General features: G+C 61.7%; 13 protein-coding genes. 6 read left to right on the top strand and 7 right to left on the bottom strand.

The window, feature by feature from the left end; translation table 11 throughout:
* Nucleotides 1-6: 6 nt before the first annotated feature.
* From HBO19_RS08825 to HBO19_RS08810, 4 genes are all read right to left on the bottom strand, one after another.
* Nucleotides 7-4,173 (bottom strand): hypothetical protein, encoded by a 4,167-nt coding sequence (locus tag HBO19_RS08825; protein WP_170057308.1) that lies wholly within the window; start codon nucleotides 4,171-4,173, stop codon nucleotides 7-9.
* 128 nt (nucleotides 4,174-4,301) lie between these two features.
* Entirely contained in the window at nucleotides 4,302-6,530 is a 2,229-nt protein-coding gene (gene glgB, locus HBO19_RS08820) for a 1,4-alpha-glucan branching protein GlgB (RefSeq protein ID WP_170057307.1), read from the bottom strand.
* 43 nt (nucleotides 6,531-6,573) lie between these two features.
* Complete coding sequence (gene treS / locus HBO19_RS08815) at nucleotides 6,574-9,888, bottom strand: maltose alpha-D-glucosyltransferase (RefSeq protein WP_170041375.1); 3,315 nt, start codon at nucleotides 9,886-9,888, stop codon at nucleotides 6,574-6,576.
* A 155-nt stretch (nucleotides 9,889-10,043) separates the two neighbouring features.
* Nucleotides 10,044-12,017, bottom strand: coding sequence for an alpha-1,4-glucan--maltose-1-phosphate maltosyltransferase (locus HBO19_RS08810; RefSeq protein ID WP_170057306.1), 1,974 nt, complete (start codon nucleotides 12,015-12,017; stop codon nucleotides 10,044-10,046).
* 200 nt (nucleotides 12,018-12,217) lie between these two features.
* On the opposite strand from HBO19_RS08810, the gene HBO19_RS08805 reads away from it, so the two are divergent.
* A complete protein-coding gene (locus HBO19_RS08805) occupies nucleotides 12,218-12,376 on the top strand; it encodes a hypothetical protein (protein ID WP_170041373.1) in 159 nt (52 codons plus the stop codon).
* Between the two features lie 10 nt (nucleotides 12,377-12,386).
* On the opposite strand, the gene HBO19_RS08800 is transcribed toward HBO19_RS08805, so the two are convergent.
* Nucleotides 12,387-12,881, bottom strand: a complete 495-nt coding sequence (locus HBO19_RS08800) for an MgtC/SapB family protein (RefSeq protein WP_170041372.1) — start codon at nucleotides 12,879-12,881, stop codon at nucleotides 12,387-12,389.
* A gap of 121 nt (nucleotides 12,882-13,002) precedes the next feature.
* Here HBO19_RS08800 and HBO19_RS08795 point away from each other — a divergent pair, with 121 nt between their 5' ends.
* The 5 genes from HBO19_RS08795 to HBO19_RS08775 all read left to right on the top strand — a co-directional run bounded on the left by HBO19_RS08795 (nucleotide 13,003) and on the right by HBO19_RS08775 (nucleotide 18,224).
* On the top strand, nucleotides 13,003-13,242 hold the full coding sequence (locus HBO19_RS08795) for a DUF3203 family protein (RefSeq protein WP_169951784.1): 240 nt from the start codon (nucleotides 13,003-13,005) through the stop codon (nucleotides 13,240-13,242).
* A gap of 195 nt (nucleotides 13,243-13,437) precedes the next feature.
* Nucleotides 13,438-14,853: a cytochrome c oxidase accessory protein CcoG gene (gene ccoG / locus HBO19_RS08790; protein WP_170057305.1), complete on the top strand. Its 1,416-nt coding sequence runs from the start codon at nucleotides 13,438-13,440 to the stop codon at nucleotides 14,851-14,853.
* A 133-nt stretch (nucleotides 14,854-14,986) separates the two neighbouring features.
* On the top strand, nucleotides 14,987-16,396 hold the full coding sequence (mapR, locus tag HBO19_RS08785) for a GntR family transcriptional regulator MpaR (protein WP_170057304.1): 1,410 nt from the start codon (nucleotides 14,987-14,989) through the stop codon (nucleotides 16,394-16,396).
* A gap of 95 nt (nucleotides 16,397-16,491) precedes the next feature.
* On the top strand, nucleotides 16,492-16,953 hold the full coding sequence (locus tag HBO19_RS08780; protein WP_262380990.1) for a hypothetical protein: 462 nt from the start codon (nucleotides 16,492-16,494) through the stop codon (nucleotides 16,951-16,953).
* 125 nt (nucleotides 16,954-17,078) lie between these two features.
* Complete coding sequence (locus HBO19_RS08775) at nucleotides 17,079-18,224, top strand: GGDEF domain-containing protein (RefSeq protein ID WP_170057303.1); 1,146 nt, start codon at nucleotides 17,079-17,081, stop codon at nucleotides 18,222-18,224.
* Between the two features lie 41 nt (nucleotides 18,225-18,265).
* Here the strand turns inward: HBO19_RS08775 and HBO19_RS08770 are convergent, their stop codons facing one another.
* Both HBO19_RS08770 and HBO19_RS08765 read right to left on the bottom strand, forming a co-directional pair.
* Nucleotides 18,266-19,012, bottom strand: coding sequence for an SDR family oxidoreductase (locus tag HBO19_RS08770; protein ID WP_170041369.1), 747 nt, complete (start codon nucleotides 19,010-19,012; stop codon nucleotides 18,266-18,268).
* Nucleotides 19,013-19,099: 87 nt separating this feature from the next.
* Nucleotides 19,100-21,181: an EAL domain-containing protein gene (locus tag HBO19_RS08765; RefSeq protein WP_170057302.1), complete on the bottom strand. Its 2,082-nt coding sequence runs from the start codon at nucleotides 21,179-21,181 to the stop codon at nucleotides 19,100-19,102.
* Nucleotides 21,182-21,190: the final 9 nt, after the last annotated feature.

The raw sequence follows: 21,190 nt of genomic DNA, 5'->3' as shown, positions 1-21,190 counted from the left end.
GCAGTCCTATTGAAACACCTGCGCCTCGCCATCGACGGTGGCGCGGATCCAGCGTGGCTCCATGGGGTCGCTCCACACCGAGCGCGGCGGCGTGCCCCCGTCGCTGATCAGGATGCGCCGGCCCGACTGGCTCCACTCCTGCATCCGCGCCTTGAATTGGGCCGGATAGTCCGCGGCCTTGCAGGAGATGCCGGCCCACGGGTCGACCACCCACGCCTCGTCCCACTCCGGCCCCGTGAAGCCTTTGCTGCGCGGCTGGCCGGGCGGCCCGCCGACCACGGCGAATGTATGCCCCTTGACCTGGGCGATCCGCGCATTGCCGCCACTGGCGTTGATCGTATCCACCGCCACCTTGGCCATCTGGTCGCAATTGCCGGCACCGGTCTTGAGGACCATTTGCGAATAGTTGGGCGCCCCAGTGCGGGTGTAGAGCCAGCCCACCATCTCCGTGGCTGTCTGGCTGCGAACGACCTCTGCGGGAAGGCCGGGAACCTGTTGATTGGCCGACCTTATGCCCGTGGCCTGGAACTGCTCTTCAACCGCTTTGCTGCCGCCCTGTGCATATAAATGGTTCTGCTGTTCGGTCGGCAACAGGGCGAAGTCCGCCGGTTTGTTGATCGGCGAGAGCCGCACCGGTTTTGCCGCAACCACCACATGTCCAGGGTTGCTCCCGGCGGCATACACCCCCATCAAGACTTCACGCTGCTTTTCGGGGGGAAGTGCGCGCAGGACCTTGACCAAGTGGTCGATTTCCGCAGGCGACATGGGCTCATCCGCGACAATTTTCTTGATCAGGGTCTCAAGGCTGGGCAGTACCACTAGCGGGTTATCCGGCAGTCCCTGCGCCACAAAGCTGTAGACATCCTTGTAGTGGTCGTACCGGCGGATGAACTCCAGGTCCAGTGGGCCACTGCGGGTCAGGCGATGAAAGTCCAGCTTGCCGGTGCCGTCCAGCGGCGCGAAGAAATACACCCCGGTATCGCCCTCGACCATCACGTATTGCTGGCCAGCATGGTCGATCTTGAGCCCTCTGACGACGCGCTGATCGTTGCTCAAATCGCTGATGGCATCCATTTTGATCACCAGCGTTTCCTGATTGAGCGCCCGGGGCACGCCGAAGTCGTCGTAACCAAAGTCCGGCTCATTGACCACGGTGCCAGAGGTACGGTTTTTGTAGGTGACAGGCTGGGTGCTGGCCATCGGCAGCAGTTCCTGGTTGCCTGCTTCGTTGACGCGATAGCGACGGTGTTCGTGAATCACCGTGCGTGGCCCTTTCACCGGGCCGGCGCCGGGAATCAGGCGGCGATGCTCCAGGGCCTGGGCGTCCTGAAATATCGGAGTGCCGCCAGGTTCGATTTGCTTGGTGTAGCACAGGTCACCCAGATCGCGCTTGAAACGCCGGCCCCCGACACCACAGGTCAATACGAAGCCTTCAAATGGCTCGGTATCGCTGGGGCCGCCCAGTTTGATCAGGCTCTCGGGGTTTTTCGGGCGATAACGATAGACGTCATCACCGACCACCACATCACTGTGCGTGCGCCGATGCAGGACGCGGGCCTGGTCACTGGTGATGCCTTCGGCCACCCGTACAGTCTGGCCTGGCGCCAGGGGCCTGGCGGTCAGGGGGATTTGCTGGGTGATGTCGTAACGGCCTCTGCCAGGCAGTTCAAGGGCGGCCGATTGTCTGAATTTCGCAATGCCGGCCTGGACCTCCTTGAGTTGGAGGCTCCCGTGCTTCATCAGACGGTTCCCGACGCTGTTCAGCGCGGGCATCACCGGGTCCATGGGGTTGAGATTGCGCGCCACGGAAACCGCGAACTTCTTCACCAGGGGCGCAAATTTTGGCAGCAGTGCGCGCACGCCGATCTTGCCGGCCTGGGACAGCAGGCGCACCGAGCCTGCTGCCAGCTTGCCCGCCGGGCTGGCGAAGGTCAGTAGCCCATCGACCACCAGCTCCATGATGCCCTGCTTGGTGTTGCCGTTGACCAGGTTCTCAATACCACTCCAGAACGGAATAACCATTTGGCCGACGCCTTTGACCCGCTCCCAGAATGCTTCATCGTTTTTATGCGCTGCGCTTTCCCGGGCGGGGTCCGACGCGGCCCATTGCTTGAGCGTGTCCTCATCGACATAAAACAGATCCGTGGTAATGGCCTTGGCAATGGCGACCGAACGCTCGGAGTCAAAGGTGCGCGGCACCAAACTTTTGGATGGGTTTCCCGTCGCGGCGAAGTGCGCAAGCTGTTGCGGCACCACGATCGAAAAACTCTTGGGTCTAGGCCCCTTGCCTGCCGTGTAGGCGGCCCACTGCTTCTTGAACTCGGCCCGGCTGTCGGGGCGGGTATTGCGCACCACCAACTCTTCGCTAGGCACGCCGTCTGCGGCGTGCTCAACAGAGATGAAGTCCTTGCCATAGCTTTTGTCCGCAGGATTGTAGGCCTCCAGGATCGGCTGCAAGTCGTCGCGGCGCCGGGCGATGCCCTTGAGCGGATTGATTTCGTAGTAGTTTGTCTGGCCGTCATGCACGGCCTTGAGAATAAACGCCGGGCGTGTCACGGCGGCCCGTTTCTCTTCATCCGTCTCATGGCCGGGGCCGGGCTTTGTGCGCAGGGCAAACACGGTGACGTCACCCTGCTCAAGCGCTGTGCGATCCTTTATGGGCAACTGGGTCAGTTGGCTGCGGATAAGTTGTGAATAGGCAGCCTTGGTGTCGGCCAGGTATTGGTCAAACTTGCCCTGGAACTGATCTTCGTCATACACAGGGTATTGATAGCGGATGTCCGAGGGGGTGATTTTCTCACCGCTCATGTGGCGGTATAGGGCAAAAATCGGGCTGATCATGCTCAGCAGTTCAGTACGCGAGGTGCCCTTCTCCATGCGCTCGAAATAATCCTTGCGCATCGGCACATCGGCTGCCATTTGCTGGGTTGCCGCGACCACCCGATCAAGATGGGCATCAAACGCCGTGACCGCCTTGTTGATGTCCTCCTGCAAATAGCTGTCTTTGTGCGCGATTACCCCCTGCACCACCGCCCAATCCAGGGTCGCCGGGATACGGGTCGATGTGATAAGCGCCCACTGGGCGTCGGTGGAGGCTTGCTCGCTGAACTTGCCCGGCAGGTCAACCAGCTCCTGGAAGCCCATGCTGCGCGACGAACCGGGCCGGATCGCCTCCGCCAAACTGACGCCGTGCTGGAAATTCACCCACACTGCCGATCCCTGATACGCAAGGTCGGCGGGCACATCACGTACGGAAAAATCGGCCGGGAACCGGGCGCGCAGAACGTAGGCCGCCAGATGCGCCTGGTCGGCGGACAACTGCCTGGAGTCGACCAGATGCTGGCGAAATTGCGCCTTGATCGCCGGATAGCTTTGGTTCGCCAGGTCACGTGAAGCCAGATCAAAACCGGCAATATGCCCAGGTTTGCGCCCGTGCAACGGGTCCAGGCTCAAGCTCAGGGCCTTCACCAGCAACTTGACCTTTACCTGGGGAGCAATCACCCCATCGAGGGGAAACGGCGCGCCGCCCAGGTGCCTCAACAACTGTTCAAGCAGCGCCTTGGCCTGGGGGGATTTGAGTATTAGCTCGAGCACGGCGGCCGGCGTGCCCTGGGCTTTGGCCAGGGCCTGTGGCGAGAGGCCCTCGGTCAACAGGCTGAGCAGGGGCTTTTTAGACGTGGCCTCCTGCTCGGCGACCCATGCCGCGATAGCGGGCTCAGTGCTCGGTTGCAGTAAACCGTCCACATCAGTGGCCCCATCATCCAGGCCCAGGGCAATTTCGCTGCGGGCATCTTGCGTGGCATCAAGCGCCGCCTGCACTTGCGCAGGCGTCCTCGGATCGGCCGGCACAACCCCATAGAACCTGAGCATGTTGTCCAGCCGATTGGTGCCTGGCTGGGTGGAGCCGTTGGGCGGGATCAACGGTGAATCTTTGTTGAGGAACAGGCTTTTATTCAGATCGCCGCCGGGGCCGTCCGATGTTTTGAGTTGGTGTAGCACCCGAGATATTTCGTCCAGATCCGCCAGTTTTCCGCGCAGTTGCGCCTGGTAAGAATCGGCTGCTTGCGTGGTCGGCTGCACTAGCGCCAGGCCGGAACTGGCCTGGGCGTTGGCCGGCTGCACGTGAGAAAGAGCGACAGCGGGAGGTGGGGCATTCAGGTGGACAGACGTCATGGCCTTTCGCCTCTGGCAAGGATACACAGACACCCTTGTGTGGAGCGCCTGTAAGAAGATGCTCCAGAGGATTGGTAACAACGTTCGTCAGATCATCCCAAGGAGCCGGCTGGCCGGCTCCTTGGGTTTCATTCCTGGCCCAGGATCAGCACCCCCAGTGGCGGTAGATTCAACGCCAGTGACACCGGCTGCCCATGGCGCGGCTCGTCCTGGGTAAAGACTTCACCGCCATTGCCGTAGTTGGAGCCGGAATAGGTGTCGGCATCACTGTTGATCAGCTCTTTCCAAGTGCCAGCAAAAGGCACGCCCACCGTGTACGCCTCGCGGGGCACCGGGGTGAAGTTGGCCACCACCAGCACCGCCTTGCCGTCCTTGCTCCAGCGCAGCCAGGCATAGACGCTGTTGATCGCGTCGTCGCCAATCAGCCACTGGAAGCCCTGGGGCGCGGCGTCCTGCTCGTGCAGCGCCGGCTCTTCGCGGTACAGGCGGTTGAGATCGCCCACCAGTTTTTGCACGCCGCGGTGCTCCGGGTATTGCAGCAGGTACCAGTCCAGTTGCTGGTCGTGGTTCCACTCGCGCCACTGGCCGAATTCACAGCCCATGAACAATAGCTTTTTGCCGGGGTGCATCCACATGAAGCTCAGGTAGGCCCGCAGGTTGGCGAATTTCTGCCAGCGGTCGCCGGGCATCTTGTCGATCAACGAGTGTTTGCCGTGCACCACTTCATCGTGGGAAATGGGCAGCACAAAACGTTCGGACCAGGCGTACACCAGGCCGAAACTCAGCTCATTGTGGTGATGGGCGCGGTACACCGGGTCTTGCTGGATGTAATGCAGCGAATCGTGCATCCAGCCCATGTTCCATTTGTAGTTGAAGCCCAGGCCGCCCTGCTGGGTCGGCTGGCTGACGCCCGGCCAGGCCGTGGACTCCTCGGCGATCACCAGGGCGCCGGGGGCTTCCAGGGCCACCACGTCATTCAAATGCCGCAGGAAGTCGATGGCTTCGAGGTTCTCGCGCCCTCCGTGGCGGTTGGGCACCCACTCGCCGGCCTTGCGTGAATAGTCGCGATACAGCATCGACGCCACCGCATCCACCCGCAGCCCATCGATATGGAAATGCTTGAGCCAGTGCAGCGCCGAGGCCAGCATAAAACCGTGGACTTCGGTGCGCCCCAGGTTGTAGATCAGCGTGTCCCAATCCTGGTGGAAACCTTCCAGCGGGTTGCCGTACTCGTACAGCGCAGTGCCGTCGAACTGGGCCAGGCCGTGGGTATCGGTGGGAAAATGCGCCGGCACCCAGTCGAGAATGATGCCGATGCCTGCCTGGTGGCAGGCGTTGACGAAGGCGCCAAACTCATCCGGTGAGCCGAAGCGCGCGCTGGGCGCAAATTGCGACAGCGGCTGATAGCCCCACGAACCACCGAAGGGATGCTCCATGATCGGCATCAGTTCGATATGGGTAAACCCCAGTTGCTGCACATAGGGGATCAGCCGCTCGCCCAGCTCGCGCCAGCCGTATTGGCGTGACACTTCGCCCAATTCGTCGAGCTCGCACTGCCAGGAACCCACGTGCAGTTCATAGATCGACAACGGCGCACTGGGCGCCTGGCGTTCGCCACGGGCTTGCATCCAGGCTTCATCTGCCCAGTCCACTTGCAACGGTGCGGCGACTTTCGACGCCGTGTCGGGCGGCAACTGCGTGGCCAGGGCCATGGGGTCGGCCTTGAGCGGCAGGATGCCGCTGGCGCCGAGGATTTCGTATTTGTAGGCGGCGCCCGGATGCAGGCGCGGGATAAAGATCTCCCAGACCCCGGCGGGATGCCGCAGGCGCATCGGGTGGCGGCGCCCGTCCCAGATATTGAAGTCTCCGACCACCGAAACCCTGCGGGCATTGGGTGCCCACACGGCAAAACGCACGCCCTGGATACCCTCGACACTCATCACCTGGGCGCCCAGGCAACTGCTCAGGTCGCGGTGATTGCCCTCGGCAAACAGGTACAGGTCCATCTCGCCAAGCAACTGGCCGAAGCTGTAGGGGTCTTCGGTGATCTGCTCGCCGCCGGCCCATTGGATCTTCAGCAGGTAGCCCTGGCGCGTGGAGAAATGCCCGATAAACAAGCCAGGGACTGGGGTCGCGTCGAGGCTGCCGAGCACATCGCCGCTGTCGCGGGCCAGCACCAGGACGCTCAAGGCTTCCGGCAGGAATGCACGGATAACCTGGCCGCCCTGCTCATCGTCATGGGGGCCGAGGATCGCAAAAGGATCCGGATGTTCGGCACGCACCAGGGCTTCGATATCCTTGGGCGCAGGCATGACAGCGAACTTCGATTGCAGCGGTTCTTTATGTGTAAAGCTCATGGTTTCTCCCACCTTGACGTTCGCGCGCTTGGACTGAACGTCATTAATAACCTTGCAATAACCCGTGCAATCCGCGTAAGGGCACCGCCAACCAGGTCGGGCGGTTCTCTGCCTCGTAGGCCACTTCATACGCAGCCTTCTCCAGGCTGAACAGTGCCAGTGCCGCATCCGCCCCTTTGGCATCCTGCCAGCCATGCGCCAGTGTAGACGTAGCCTGTTGATACGCCTGGATAAATGCCTGGCGAGCTTCACTCAGGTAACGATCGGCGACACGCTGGCGTGCCGCATCGGCGTCGGCCGAGTGATCCAGCCCCTGCCCTTGCACATTCAGGGCCATGGCGCCGGCATAGTCGAACGAGCGCAGTACGCCGCTGACGTCCTTGTACGGGCTGTGCTTGCCCCGGCGCTCGTGCAGCGGCCGTGCAGGTTCGCCTTCGAAGTCGATCAGGTAGGCATCGCCCTTGACTACCAGCACCTGGCCCAGATGCAAATCACCATGGACCCGGATACGCAAGCCGCCCACCGTGGCTTTCGCCAGGTCCTGCACATGGTTGGCAATCGCCTTTTTTTGCCCCAGCAGTTGAGTGACCAACGCCTGGTCGGCGGGGTTCAATTGGGTTTGATGCTGTTTGAGCAACTGCAAGGCGCGTTCAATCTGCGCCCCCACTTGTTTGGCCCAGCCCTGGCTGTCCTTGACCGAGGTGACTTCAGGCTTGAAGTCCGGGTTGGCCGTTGGCGCGGCCAGCACCTGGTGCATTTCCCCAAGCCGCTGGCCGAGCAACCCGGCGAAATCTGCCAGTTCACCCAGGGCGTTGTAGTGCTGCTCCTGCTCGGAGATCGCTTCGGCCAGCTCGTCGCGGATCGCCCGCTCGAGGTTGTTCTGGGTCCAGGCCCAGGCGTCGCCCTGGTTACTGAGATAGCCTTGGGCAATCATCAACAGATTGTCCTCACCCGCGGCATCGCGCCGGATCACCGAGCCCAGCAATGGCGAGATATGCCTGTAGCCGGCGGCGGTCAGGTAGGCGCCCATTTCCAGTTCCGGGTGAACCCCGGCGCTGACTTTGCGGATCAACTTGAGCACCAGGCTTTCGCCGACCACCACTGAACTGTTGGACTGCTCGGCCGCCAGGTAACGCACTTGCAACTCATCGCCTACCGGCAAGTCGGCCAAGTGCGGGGTGGGTTCGAAACGAATCTCGCCGTCGCTACTGCTGAGCACCGTTTGGGCGCGCAGGCCGTCGATGACGGCACGGATATAGCTGTCGAGGCTGAAGGCATCGGTGATCAGGCCCACCTGGCGCACCCGGCGCACTCGGGCCAGGGCCAGTTGTTGCGGCAAGGCACTGGTGAACTGGTCTTCGCCGAGCAAGCCGAATGGCAGTTGGTAACGGCTGGTCTGCCCGCCGCTGGTCACTTCAATCTCGCTGAGCAATACCGGATGCTGGGCATCGCCAAAGCGCACGCCATAGGCGATATGCACGCGGTCGATGGCCGAGTCTTTATTGGCAAACCAGCGCCGGTTGGGCAGCCAGCTGGGCAACGAGGTCTGCTCCAGGGTGGTGCGGCACGGCGTTTCGAGCAACTCTTCGAGGCGTTTTTTCAGGACCAGGGTTGTGAAGTCCGGCAGGCTTTGGGCCGGTTCCACATGCCAGCTGGGCATCTGGTTTTCGGTAGCCAGCACGAACCAGTAGAAGCCATAAGGAGGCAGGGTCAGGAGAAAATTCAGCTGGCCAATGGGCGGGAAGGCGTTGCCGCCGAGCATTTCCACCGGAACCATGCCGGCAAAGGCTGACAGGTCCAGCTCCGCCGCCTGGGCCGTGCGCGACACGTTGGCCACGCACAGGATGATTTCGTGCTTGCCATCGACGCCGGTGTATTCGCGGGTGTAGGCCAGGATCCGGCGGTTGCTCGGCGAGAGCATTTTCAGGCTGCCGCGCCCGAAGGCCTTGGACTGCTTGCGGATCGCCAGCATGCGCCGGGTCCAGTTCAGCAGCGAATGGGGGTCCTGGGCCTGGGTTTCGACGTTGACCGACTGGTAGCCGTAGAGCGGGTCCATGATCGGTGGCAGCACCAGGCTGGCCGGGTCGGCACGGGAAAACCCGCCGTTGCGGTCGATGGACCATTGCATCGGCGTACGCACGCCGTCGCGGTCGCCGAGGTAGATGTTGTCGCCCATGCCGATTTCATCACCGTAATACAGGGTCGGTGTGCCGGGCATCGACAGCAGCAGGCTGTTGAGCAGCTCGATGCGGCGTCGGTCGCGTTCCATCAGTGGCGCCAGGCGCCGGCGAATCCCCAGGTTGATGCGCGCGCGGCGGTCGGCGGCGTAGTAGTTCCACAGGTAGTCGCGCTCCTTGTCGGTGACCATTTCCAGGGTCAGCTCATCATGGTTGCGCAGGAAAATCGCCCATTGGCAGTTGGCGGGGATTTCCGGGGTCTGGCGCAGGATATCGGTGATCGGGAAGCGATCTTCCTGGGCCAGCGCCATGTACATGCGCGGCATCAGCGGGAAGTGGAAGGCCATGTGGCATTCATCGCCGTCGTCGCCCTTCTGGTCGCCAAAGTACAGCTGGGTATCTTCCGGCCATTGGTTGGCTTCGGCCAGCAGCATGCGGTCGGGGTAGTTGGCGTCGATCTCGGCACGGATCTGCTTGAGCACATCGTGGGTTTCGGGGAGGTTTTCGTTGTTGGTGCCGTCGCGCTCGATCAGGTAAGGAATCGCGTCCAGGCGCAGGCCGTCGATGCCCATGTCCAGCCAGTAGCGCATCACCGACAGCACGGCCTTCATGACTTGCGGGTTGTCGAAGTTGAGGTCCGGCTGGTGGGAATAGAAGCGGTGCCAGAAGTACTGGCCGGCGACCGGGTCCCAGGTCCAGTTGGACTTTTCGGTGTCGAGGAAAATGATGCGGGTGCCGTCGTATTTCTGCTCGTCGTCAGACCACACGTAGAAATCCCGCGCGCTGGAGCCGGGCTTGGCCTTGCGCGCGCGCTGGAACCACGGGTGCTGGTCGGAGGTGTGGTTGATCACCAGTTCCGTGATCACCCGCAGGCCGCGCTTGTGCGCCTCGGCGATAAAGCGCTTGGCGTCGGCCATGGTCCCGTAGTCGCTGTGCACGCCACGGTATTCGGCGATGTCATAGCCATCGTCACGGCGTGGCGAGGGGTAAAACGGCAGCAGCCAGATGGTGTTCACGCCCAGGTCGGCGATGTAGTCGAGTTTGGCGATCAGCCCGGGGAAGTCACCGATGCCGTCGTTGTTGGAGTCGAAATAGGATTTGACGTGAACCTGGTAAATCACCGCATCTTTGTACCAGAGCGGGTCTTTGATAAAGGTGGCAGCCTTGGGTTTCTTCGCCATTGGAAACTCCTGGAAAATTCAAAAAAATTGACAGACAGGACGTGGTCAATGTGGGAGCGGGCTTGCCCGCGATAGCGCTGGATCAGTTGATGGATACGTGACTGAAACACTGCTATCGCGGGCAAGCCCGCTCCCACAGTTGATCTGCATCCGACTCAAGACTGGGTGACGCGCCAGATGCCAAACGGCATATGGGGCTCGATACGCATCCATTGGGTCTTGCCGTACCAGGTCCAGCGATGGCCGTTCATCAGGTCTTCGCCCTGCACCTGGGCGTCGTCCGGCAGGCCCATCTCCCACAGCGGCAACTCAAAATGCGCCTCCTGGGGGTTGAACGGGTCGAGGCTGACGGCGATCAGGATGAAGTTGCTGCCATCCTCGCTGCGCTTGCCGAAGTACAGGATGTTGTCGTTGAAGGCGTTGTAGAGCGTCAGGCCCAGGTGTGTCTGCAGCGCCGGGTTTTGCCGGCGGATGCGGTTGAGCTGGGCGATCTCGGCGATGATGTTGCCGGGGGCGCTGAAGTCCCGGGGGCGGATCTCGTACTTTTCCGAGTCCAGGTATTCCTCCTTGCCCGGCACTGGCGCGCTTTCACACAGTTCAAAGCCCGAGTACATCCCCCACAGGCCCGAGCCCATGGTGGCCAGTGCAGCGCGGATCAAAAAGCCCGGGCGCCCGGATTCATGCAGAAAGCCTGGGTTGATGTCCGGTGTATTGACGAAAAAGTTCGGCCGGTAGCACTCACGCCAGGGCGACTGGTTGAGTTGGGTGAAGTACTCGCTGAGTTCGGCCTTGGTGTTGCGCCAGGTGAAGTAGGTGTAGCTCTGGGAGTAACCGACCTTGCCCAGGCGCGCCATCATCGCCGGGGTGGTAAAGGCCTCGGCAAGGAAGATCACCTCGGGATGCTGGGCCCGTACATCGCTGATCAGCCATTGCCAAAATGGCAGCGGCTTGGTGTGGGGGTTGTCGACGCGGAAGGTCTTGACCCCCTCCTCGACCCAGCCCAGCACGATATCGCGCAACTCCAACCACAGGCTGGGGATCGCATCGGCGGCATAGAAGTCAACGTTGACGATGTCCTGGTATTTTTTCGGCGGGTTTTCCGCGTATTTGATCGTGCCGTCCGGGCGCCAGTTGAACCAACCTGGGTGTTGCTTGAGCCACGGGTGGTCCTGGGAGCACTGGATGGCAAAGTCCAGGGCGATCTCCAGGCCATGCTCGGCGGCGGCCGCTACCAGGCGGCGGAAATCTTCGCGGGTGCCCAGTTGCGAATGGATCGCGTCGTGGCCGCCCTCCTCGCTGCCAATCGCATAGGGACTGCCGGGATCCTCGGGGCCGGCGCTCAGGGAGTTGTTCTTGCCCTTGCGGTGGCTGCGGCCGATGGGGTGGATCGGCGGGAAGTACAGCACGTCAAAGCCCATGTCGTGGATCATCGCCAGGCGCGAATGCACGTCATTGAACGTGCCGTGGCGCGTCGGGTCATCGGTGATCGAGCGCGGGAACAGCTCGTACCAACTGGCAAACAGCGCTTGGGGGCGCTCCACATCCAGTGGATACACCGGGCTGATGCTCAAGTAGGGGCGCAAATCGGCCTGGGCCATCAGCTGTGCACTGTGTTCGTGCAAAAACAGCGCGACCTGCTCGGTTTCCAGCAGCCCGGACAGTTGGTGATGCAGTTGCTGCAAGTGTTCCTGCAGCTCACCTTCACTGCGTTCAGCGGCTTGCAGGACCTGCTGGCGGCCTTCCTGCAGCTCCAGGCTGACAGGAACCCCGGCGGTGTGTTTTTTACCCAGTTCGTAGCAGAAACTGGCGAAATGATCGATCCAGGCCTCGATGCAATAGTGGTGCGGGCCCTGCTGGCTTACACCAAAGGTGCCTTCCCAGGTGTTGTTGCCCTTGTCTGCCATGACCGCGCTGTGCCAGTTGTCTTCACTCAACGACCGCCAGCGAATCAACACGGCCAACTGGTCATGCCCGTCAGCGAATACCTTGCTGGTAACGTGGATGGCTTGCCCTTGCACGGCCTTGACCGCGAATGCACCGGCATCAATCACCGGCATGGTGTCTTCAATGGCGATCCTGGGCAGCAACAGTGCCTGGGACAGCGGTAATACGGGTATTTCAGCCGTCATCGAGCATCTCCCCTTACGCCCCATGGACGCTCTTGTGCTTGATTGTCTGTGCAGCAGGCGGGCTCTTCCCGGGCGGGCCGTATAAGGTCCGAGCCCGGTGGCCGACGGAAAGTTCAGATGGATGTGCCGCCACCGGGTGGGAATCAATCGGCCATGGCGGTTGTCCACCGATTGAGCAAAGCACAAACGAGGCCACCGCGATGAATATCCCGATTCCTGCCCAAACCCCTGACCCGAACATTGATAAGCCTACCTTGCCGCCGACCGAGCCAGAGCCGATTCCTCAGCAGGAGCCGCCGCAAAGCGTGCCTGCGGCAAAGGAAGAACCGCCGACAACGATACCGCCGGTCATCGTGTAGGCGCCCGCAGCTAGGGCTTGTCCAGCAGCTTCACAATCCTTGGCATCACGCTGAACACCGCGAGCGCCAGCACGGTGCTCAGTACCGCGGTGGACTCCTTGCCCAGCCCCGCCGCCACCCCGATGGCGGCGGTCATCCACAAGCCGGCTGCGGTGGTCAGGCCCTTGACGTGCTGGCCGGCCTCTTCCTCCTTGCCCTTGAGGATCGTCCCTGCGCCCAGGAAGCCGATGCCGGCGATCACCCCCTGCACCACCCGGCTCATGGCGTCGGCCTGGGAACCGCCCATCTGCGGCACCAGCACAAACAAGGCCGCACCCATCGCCACCAGCATATGGGTGCGCACGCCGGCGGCCTTGCCTTTTTGTTCGCGCTCAAACCCCAGGATGCCCCCCAGAATCGCGGCAATCAGCAGGCGCACGGTGATTTGCGTGAGTTGCCGCGCATCGCCGATATCGGCGAATTCGCTTTGCAGGGTTTGCCAGACTTCTTGCCACCAGGCGTCCATGGTCCTGTCCTTTTCGTAGGGGGGATAAAGGATGGACAGCAACGACCGCCAGTCAGTTGCGCCGAACCATTGGCCCGTGTGCGTCACCTAACGAACAGCACCGATCAACCAGGAGAAGACCATGCCCGTACGTATCGAAAACCAGACCTGCTACTTCAAGATCGACGACAGCGGTGAAGAGCAACGCCTAAGCGTGCTGGAGGTGACGGTGATTACCGACAGCGAAAAATCGATGTCGGCAGTCGAGATTGACGGCCAGCGCATCTACATCACCGAGGCACAAGCCGACGCACTGACCGTCGCCGGCGCCATTGACGGGCGCAAGCACCTCAAGGCCAGCGCGGGTGATTCGGTGATTTGATTGATCTGGATCAGCATGCCGCGTGCACTGTTGATCCAGGCACCGGCCCCACGGCTTGCGGGGTGCTGCACATTGTCGCAGCGCCGGCGCAAAAACCCATCTGATCCGCTTTTTATCGATTTACCTGAGTCTGTTATGCAAACAGATCGCGTCGCATAGTTCATCTGCCTGATGGAGGCTGATGAGCGAAAGACCATGAGCGATAGAATCCCCGTCCGATTAGTAGAACATTTCGAGCCTGCACATCCAAAGAAGATGAAGGCCAAATCCAGCGACAACCAGATCCATACCCGCAGTTTCACCGGCCTGTTCCGCACCTTGCGCGTAAGCGGTGCAGGCTTTCTGTTCCTCGCGTTTTTTGGCACTGTGTGGCTGAACTGGGACTCACGCCAGGCCGTGCTGTGGGACTTGGCTGAAAGCAAGTTCCATATTTTTGGCGCGACCTTCTGGCCCCAGGACTTCATCCTGTTGTCGGCGCTGTTGATCATCTGTGCCTTTGGCCTGTTTGCGATCACCGTGTTTGCCGGCCGCGTCTGGTGTGGCTACACCTGCCCGCAAAGTTCGTTTACCTGGCTGTTCATGTGGTGCGAGAAGGTCACCGAAGGCGAGCGAAACCAAAGGATCAAGCTGCAGGCCGCGCCCTGGGGCGTGAACAAACTGGCGCGCCGGGCCGCCAAGCACACGCTGTGGCTGGCGATCAGTGTGCTGACCGGCCTGACCTTTGTCGGCTACTTCACGCCGATCAGGCCCTTGGCCCAAGAGCTGCTGACCTGGCAGATGGGCGGTGTCAGCCTGTTCTGGGTGCTGTTTTTTACCGGCGCCACTTACATCAATGCCGGCTGGCTGCGCGAGGCGGTGTGCATGCACATGTGCCCCTATGCGCGGTTTCAGAGCGTGATGTTCGACAAGGACACCCTGACCATTTCCTACGACGCTGCCCGTGGCGAAAGCCGTGGCCCGCGCAAGCGCGAGGTGAACCCGGCGGACGTTGGCCTGGGCGACTGCATCGACTGCCAGTTGTGCGTGCAGGTCTGCCCTACCGGCATCGATATCCGCGACGGCCTGCAAATGGAATGCATCGGCTGCGCGGCGTGTATCGATGCCTGTGATTCGATCATGGACAAGATGGGCTATGCGCGAGGCTTGGTGGGCTATACCTCCGAGCATCAGTTGCAAGGCGGCAAGACCCACCTGCTGCGGCCACGCTTGATCGGCTACAGTGCGGTGCTGCTGGTGATGATTGCGGCCCTGGTGATGGCATTGGTGCAGCGGCCGATGGTGTCGCTGGACGTGACCAAGGACCGCGGGATGTTCCGCGAGAACAGCCAGGGGCTGATCGAGAACATCTACAGCCTGAAGATCATCAACAAGACCCAACAGCGCCAGGACTACCGCCTGGAACTGGTGGATGGCGAGGGCTTTGAGCTGCAAGGCAAGACCGAAGTCAGCCTGGCGCCCGGGGAAATCACCGATGTGCCGGTGTCGGTGGCACTAACCAGTGACAAACCGACCAGCAGCTCGCAAACCATCCGCTTCAAGGTGACGGATAGGGATGAACCAAGTGTTTATAGTGTCGCCGACAGCCGTTTTGTGGCGCCGCTGAACCGCTGAGCCCGCAAGCCCCCCTGTGGGAGCGGGCTTGCCCGCGATTACGCTGTGTCAGTCAAACTATCGGCTACCGACACACCGCCATCGCGGGCAAGCCCGCTCCCACGTTTTGACCTGTGTAGAACCTAGGATCACGATGAAACGCTACGAGAAATTTGCCGACGACATCGCTGAACTGATCCGCTCCGGCGTCCTCGGACCGGGCCAGCGCGTGCCGTCGGTGCGCTATGCCAGCCAGACTTACGGCGTCAGCCCGTCCACGGTGTTCCAGGCCTATTACCTGCTGGAGCGCCGTGGCCTGATCCGGGCGCGGCCGCGTTCAGGGTATTTCGTCAATACCCATGCGCCCAGCCCGTTCTCGGAGCCGGCGGTCAGCGCCCATGTCCATGAATCCACCGAGGTGGACGTCAGTGAGCTGGTGTTTTCGGTGCTCGATTCGATCAAGGATCCGCAAACCGTGCCCTTTGGCTCGGCCTTCCCCAGCCCGACGCTGTTCCCCCTGCAACGCCTGGCCCGCTCCCTGGCCAGCGCCAGCCGCGAGATGGACCCGCGCATGGTGGTCACCGATATGTCGCCGGGCAACCCGCAACTGCGCCGGCAAATCGCCCTGCGCTACATGGTCGGTGGCCTGATGCTGCCCATGGAAGAACTGCTGATCACCAACGGCGCCCTCGAAGCGCTGAACCTGTGCCTGCAAGCAGTTACCGAACCGGGCGACCTGGTAGCCATCGAGGCCCCGGCGTTTTATGCCTGCCTGCAAGTGCTGGAACGCCTGAAGCTCAAGGCGGTGGAAATCCCCGTGCATCCGCGCGATGGCATTGACCTCAAGGTGCTGGCCCAGACCCTGGAACGCTACCCGATCAAGGCGTGCTGGTGCATGACCAGCTTCCAGAACCCCATGGGCGCCACCATGCCCGAGGCCAAGAAGCAGGAGTTGATCGAGTTACTGCGCGGGCATCAGGTGCCGCTGATCGAAGACGATGTGTACGCCGAGTTGTACTACGGCCAACAGGCGCCCAAACCCGCCAAGGCCTTCGACACAGAAGGCCTGGTGATGCACTGCGGCTCCTTCGCCAAGAGCCTGGCCCCCGGCTACCGCGTCGGCTGGGTGGCCGCGGGCCGCTATGCGCAGAAGATCGAACGCTTGAAATTGATGACCTCGCTGTGTGCCTCGATGCCGGCCCAGGCGGCGATTGCCGACTACTTGCAACACGGCGGCTACGACCGGCACCTGCGCAAACTGCGCTATGCCCTGGAAGAACAGCAAAGCGCGATGCTCGCCGCCATCGGCCGTTACTTCCCGGCGCAGACCCGGGTCAGCCAACCCGCCGGCGGCTACTTCCTGTGGCTGGAATTGCCGGAGCAGACCGACTCGTTGAAGCTGTTCCAGATGGCCCTGGCCCAGGGCATCAGCATTGCGCCGGGGCCGATCTTTTCACCGACCCAGCGTTTTCGTAACTGCATCCGTCTGAACTACGGCAGCCCTTGGGACGAGTCGGCGGAAAAGGCCATGGAGACGCTAGGGCGGATTGTCCGTTCGTTTTGAAAGACACCTTGAAATAGATCAGCCAGCCGCTGCCGTAGGAAGGCACCCTCCGGCAGTTTAGGATCAGCCTCTTTTTCCTGAAGAACAGAGGCGCCATGAAAAATACCCTACTGCCATTTTTTTCTTTTCCACTGCCCATCCCGCCCCATTACATGCGTGTCGCAGAGCAGCGCGAAGTTCGCCAATTGACTGCGCCAATGGGACGCCCTGCCGGGGATCACCGCTCGGCAGAGAGGATTATTGAACAGAGTTCGGTGCTCAGGTGCTACCTCGAGGGGAATGACCGCTGGCAACTGGAGCTTGACCTCAAACGGCACGTGGGTGACTGGACGCACGCCAATCCCGACCCGGATGCGCGCGCCAATGCAGCCTATGATCTGGACAAGGTGCTGCGCTTTATCGACAACCTGGACGAGTGCAAGCTCAAAGGCAGCGAGGAGCGCAACGGCAAGATCGACGGTTTTTCCGACTTGGGTGTGGTCATCCTGCCCAACTCAGAGGCTGACCGCCTGGACCAGTTTGCCCGCAAAGGCTACCCGGTGTTGCACTCCTTCTAAGGGTGGCCCGCTATTGAAGCGCTGGCCGGGACTTGCGCACTTCAGAGACAAACGCATAGTGGCAGCCGGCCAGCTCAGCTAGACTTGCGCACAGAGTCACTTCTAGAAACGCTGTGTGAGATTCCATGGTCGCTCATACCCCCACGCTTTTTGCCTGTGTCGCGTTAGTGGCGACGATCATGGCGTTTTGTCTGATTCTGGTCGGCCAGTTCAACCAGCGTGATGGCTTGCTCACCATTGGCGTCGGTTTGTTGGCCCATGCCTTGGCCTACATTGGCTACAGCTCCTACGGGCATGCCCCATTGTGGTTTACCTACGGTGCCGCCAATACATTGTTGGCGGTGGCGCTGGCTTTTTATGGGGCGAGTTTATTTCGCATCGTTGAGCTGCCAGTGCCCTGGTGGCGGGTATTCGCCCCCGCTGGGTTGATGCTGGTGCTGATGGCAAGCCTGATCGAAACCCTGGAACCGCGCATGCTCGCTGCCACGCTGGTTTTGATGGTGCAGTGCGCGTTGATCATCCACTGGACGCGCCGCTACATCCCGGCCCATGGCCGTGCAAGGATGTTGCTGATCATTGGTTCGAGCATCAGCCTGATTGGCTTGGGCATGCGCGTGGTGGCTGTGCTCGGCGGAGGTGCTGCCCAGATGCGTTATGACGTCAGCAACCTCAAGCAAACCATCTCGGTCAGCATCGGCACGTTCACCGCAATGATGATTTCTCTGGGGTTGGTGCTACTGGCCAAAGAACGCAGCGAGTCACTGCTTCAGCATCTGGCCCAGCGCGATGTGCTGACAGGTATTCTCAATCGTCGCGCCATCCTTGAGCAGTTTTCCACCGAACTGGAACGTGCACGCCTGGGCAATGCCTACCTGGCGGTGGCGATGGTCGACATAGATCACTTCAAACAGATCAACGATGTATATGGGCATCTGGCCGGTGATGAGATGATTCGCCACTGTGTCTGCCATCTGACCCAGCGCCTTCGGCATTCCGACAGTATTGGTCGGTATGGCGGCGAGGAGTTTTTGCTATTGCTGCCAGGCACCAGCCCCGAAGGAGCCACAAGTGTCCTCGATCAACTGCGCGCCTCCCTGGCCGAGGCGCCGGCGCATTTTGGGGGGGCAAGCATTGAACTGCGCATCAGTATCGGGGTTTGTTGTGTAGTGCCAGAGCACGCTGATACCACCGCCAGCCTGCTTGCCAGGGCCGATGCCGCGCTGTACGAGGCCAAGGGCCTGGGACGCAATACGTTGCGGCTGGTGCATTGACGCCCCGCTTGCCAGAGGCGTCCTGCCAACAACGGCGTCGGTTAGCGGCCGCCGCCAAGGTCAACAAAGGTCCCGGTGGCATAGGACGCCTTGTCCGATAGCAGCCAGACAATCGCTTCCGCCACTTCATCCGGGCGCCCGCCACGGGCCATGGGAATTCCCGATTCAAGCTTGCTGACCCGATCCGGATCGCCGCTCAAGGCATGGAAGTCGGTGAAGATGTAGCCAGGGCGTACCGCATTGACCCGAATCCCCTCGCCCGCCACTTCCTTGGACAGGCCAATGGTGAAGCTGTCCAGCGCACCCTTGGACGCTGCGTAGTCGACATACTCGCCGGGGGCACCAATGCGCGAGGCTACCGACGAGACATTGACGATGCTACCGCCCTGCCCGCCATGCTTGGGCGACATGCGCAGCAGCGCATGCTTGGCACACAGGATCGGCCCCAGCACATTGGTCCTGAGGGTTTTCAGGATGCGGAACTCGGACATCTCCTCGACCCGCGACTTATGCCCCACCGTGCCGGCGTTGTTGACCAGCGCGGTAACACGACCCAGTTCGGCGTCGACGCGATTGAACAGGCTGATCACTTCGTCTTCGATGCTCACGTCGGCGCGCACCGCAATGGCCTGGGCGCCCAAGGCGCGCACCTGCTCCAGCACGCCCAGCGCGGCTTGTTCATCGGATTGGAAGTTGATGCAGATGCGATAGCCCTGCCGGGCCGCCAACAAGGCCGTGGCGGCCCCGATCCCACGACTGCCGCCGGTAATGATGACGACTTTGTCCATGTGTGCTGACTCCCCATTCAACGTGAGCTGTTGGATCCAAGAATACCTGTGCCTGCCAGGTTTTGCATGGACCGGGGTCAATTGATCTCAGGGTCGGGTGAGCCGTTCCTTGGCCTCGATAGCGCTCATGAAGGTATCCGGCGGCAGCGGGTGGCCCAGGTGGTAGCCTTGCAACGAGTCGCAGCCCAGGCGCGTGAGGAAGGTCTGCTGCACATCGGTCTCCACCCCTTCGGCAACGATGCGCAGGCCGAGGGCCTGGCCCAGGGCGACAATGGCCGAGACGATGGCGGCATCGTCACTGTCATGCTCCAGGTCCCGCACAAAACCGCGGTCGATTTTCAGCTCGTTGGCCGGCAGGCGCTTGAGGTACATCAGGCTCGAGTAGCCGGTACCAAAGTCGTCGATGGACAGGTCCACGCCCATTTCCGAGAGCTGCTGCAACACCGTCATGCTGGCATCGGCATCGCTCATGGCCGTGGTTTCGGTGATTTCCAGGGTCAGGCTATTGGCCGGCAACTGGTGGCGTTGCAGGGCGTTCGCCACACTGGCGACCAGCCCCGCGTGGCAGAACTGCAGGGCGGACAGGTTGACCGCGATGCGCCAGTCACGATAACCCTGGGCAAACCACACCTGCATTTGCCGGCACGCTTCGTTGAGCACCCAGTCGCCGATGGCGATGATCACCCCGGTCTTTTCCGCAAGTTCGATGAACTTATCCGGCAGCAACAGCCCATGTTGCGGGTGTTCCCAGCGCAACAGGGCCTCGGCCCCGATGGCGCGGCCGCTGAGCGCGTCGAACTTGGGTTGGTAAAACAGGCGCAGTTGCTGTTTTTCCACCGCATTGCGCAGATCCTGCAACAGTTGCAGTTGGCGGCGTGCGTTGGTGTTCATCGACATATCGAAAAAGCTGTAGCCGTTCTTGCCCATGCTCTTGGCGTGATACATCGCCGCATCGGCATTCATCAACAGTTCCTGGGGGGTTGCGCCGTTTCCAGGAAACAGGGCAATGCCGACGCTGGCGGAGATGTTCAAGTCATGCTCGGCCACCCGGAACGATTGGTTGATCAGCCCCACCTGGCGCTCGGCCAGGCGCAGCGCATCGTCGGGTTGGCTCAATTGCACCAGCAGCACGAACTCATCGCCGCCGATCCGCGCCAGGGTGTCCTGGCTGCGCAGGTCTTCCCGCAGGCGCAGGCCCACCTCGCGCAACAACTGGTCGCCCAGATGGTGGCCAAAGGCATCGTTGACCGGCTTGAAACCGTCCAGGTCGATAAACATCAGGGCAAAACAGCCGCCCTGCTCCGCCACCAGTTGCGTGGCCTGCTGAATGCGATCGGCCAGCAGCGTGCGGTTGGGCAGGCCGGTGAGTGTGTCGTGCAGAGCCAGGTGGGTGAGTTCCTGGTTGGCCAGGGTCAGGGAGTCGGCCAATATCGCGGTGCGCGCCTCCAGGCGTGCGTCAAGCAACGAGGTCAACAGGGCGATGGCCAGCACTGCCAGGGTGGTCACCAGCACCAGATTATCCAGGCCGCTACCGCTCAGGCCGTCCACCGCCGCCCCGCAGAAACTGCCATCGGCAAAACGTGCCGCCGCCATGCCGGTGTAATGCATGCCGACGATGGCCACGCCCATCACCACCGCCGCCCCGCCCCGTGCCAGGCGCACATAGGGGGTGTTGCGCCGCAGGTTGAAGGCAATCCACAAGGCGGCCGCCGAAGCGCCGACGGCGATCAGCAGCGAGGCGCCGAACAGGGTTGGGTCGTAGTCGATCCCCGGCATCATGCGCAAGGCGGCCATGCCGGTGTAGTGCATGGTGCTGATACCCGCGCCCATGATCAGGGCGCCAAAGCCCAGTTGCCAGGCCGGCAGGCGCGGTTGGTTGACCAGCCACAGGGCGAAGCCACTGGACAGGACGGCGATCAACAGCGACAGCGCCGTTATGCCGATGTCGTAGCCCAGGGTAATGGGCAGGCGAAACGCCAGCATTCCGATAAAATGCATCGACCACACACCAATCCCCATGGCCAGGGCGCCGCCGGTCATCCACAGGTACACGGTCCGACCTTTGGCCGTGGCGATACGGCCGCTCAGGTCCAGGGCAGTATAGGAAGCGAGGATCGCCACTAACAGGGAGATCAGGACCAGTGCGGGGGAATAACTGCCGGTAAGCATGGGACTTCT

The sequence above is a fragment of the Pseudomonas sp. WS 5021 genome (assembly GCF_012985535.1).
Lineage (GTDB): Bacteria > Pseudomonadota > Gammaproteobacteria > Pseudomonadales > Pseudomonadaceae > Aquipseudomonas.
This window is presented reverse-complemented; position numbering and strand designations above follow the sequence as displayed.

Coding starts and splice junctions, on each gene's coding strand:
- HBO19_RS08825 (WP_170057308.1), bottom strand. CDS start 4,173: ATGACGTCTGTCCACCTGAATGCCCCACCTCCCGCTGTCGCTCTTTCT.
- glgB (WP_170057307.1), bottom strand. CDS start 6,530: ATGAGCTTTACACATAAAGAACCGCTGCAATCGAAGTTCGCTGTCATG.
- treS (WP_170041375.1), bottom strand. CDS start 9,888: ATGGCGAAGAAACCCAAGGCTGCCACCTTTATCAAAGACCCGCTCTGG.
- HBO19_RS08810 (WP_170057306.1), bottom strand. CDS start 12,017: ATGACGGCTGAAATACCCGTATTACCGCTGTCCCAGGCACTGTTGCTG.
- HBO19_RS08805 (WP_170041373.1), top strand. CDS start 12,218: ATGAATATCCCGATTCCTGCCCAAACCCCTGACCCGAACATTGATAAG.
- HBO19_RS08800 (WP_170041372.1), bottom strand. CDS start 12,881: ATGGACGCCTGGTGGCAAGAAGTCTGGCAAACCCTGCAAAGCGAATTC.
- HBO19_RS08795 (WP_169951784.1), top strand. CDS start 13,003: ATGCCCGTACGTATCGAAAACCAGACCTGCTACTTCAAGATCGACGAC.
- ccoG (WP_170057305.1), top strand. CDS start 13,438: ATGAGCGATAGAATCCCCGTCCGATTAGTAGAACATTTCGAGCCTGCA.
- mapR (WP_170057304.1), top strand. CDS start 14,987: ATGAAACGCTACGAGAAATTTGCCGACGACATCGCTGAACTGATCCGC.
- HBO19_RS08780 (WP_262380990.1), top strand. CDS start 16,492: ATGAAAAATACCCTACTGCCATTTTTTTCTTTTCCACTGCCCATCCCG.
- HBO19_RS08775 (WP_170057303.1), top strand. CDS start 17,079: ATGGTCGCTCATACCCCCACGCTTTTTGCCTGTGTCGCGTTAGTGGCG.
- HBO19_RS08770 (WP_170041369.1), bottom strand. CDS start 19,012: ATGGACAAAGTCGTCATCATTACCGGCGGCAGTCGTGGGATCGGGGCC.
- HBO19_RS08765 (WP_170057302.1), bottom strand. CDS start 21,181: ATGCTTACCGGCAGTTATTCCCCCGCACTGGTCCTGATCTCCCTGTTA.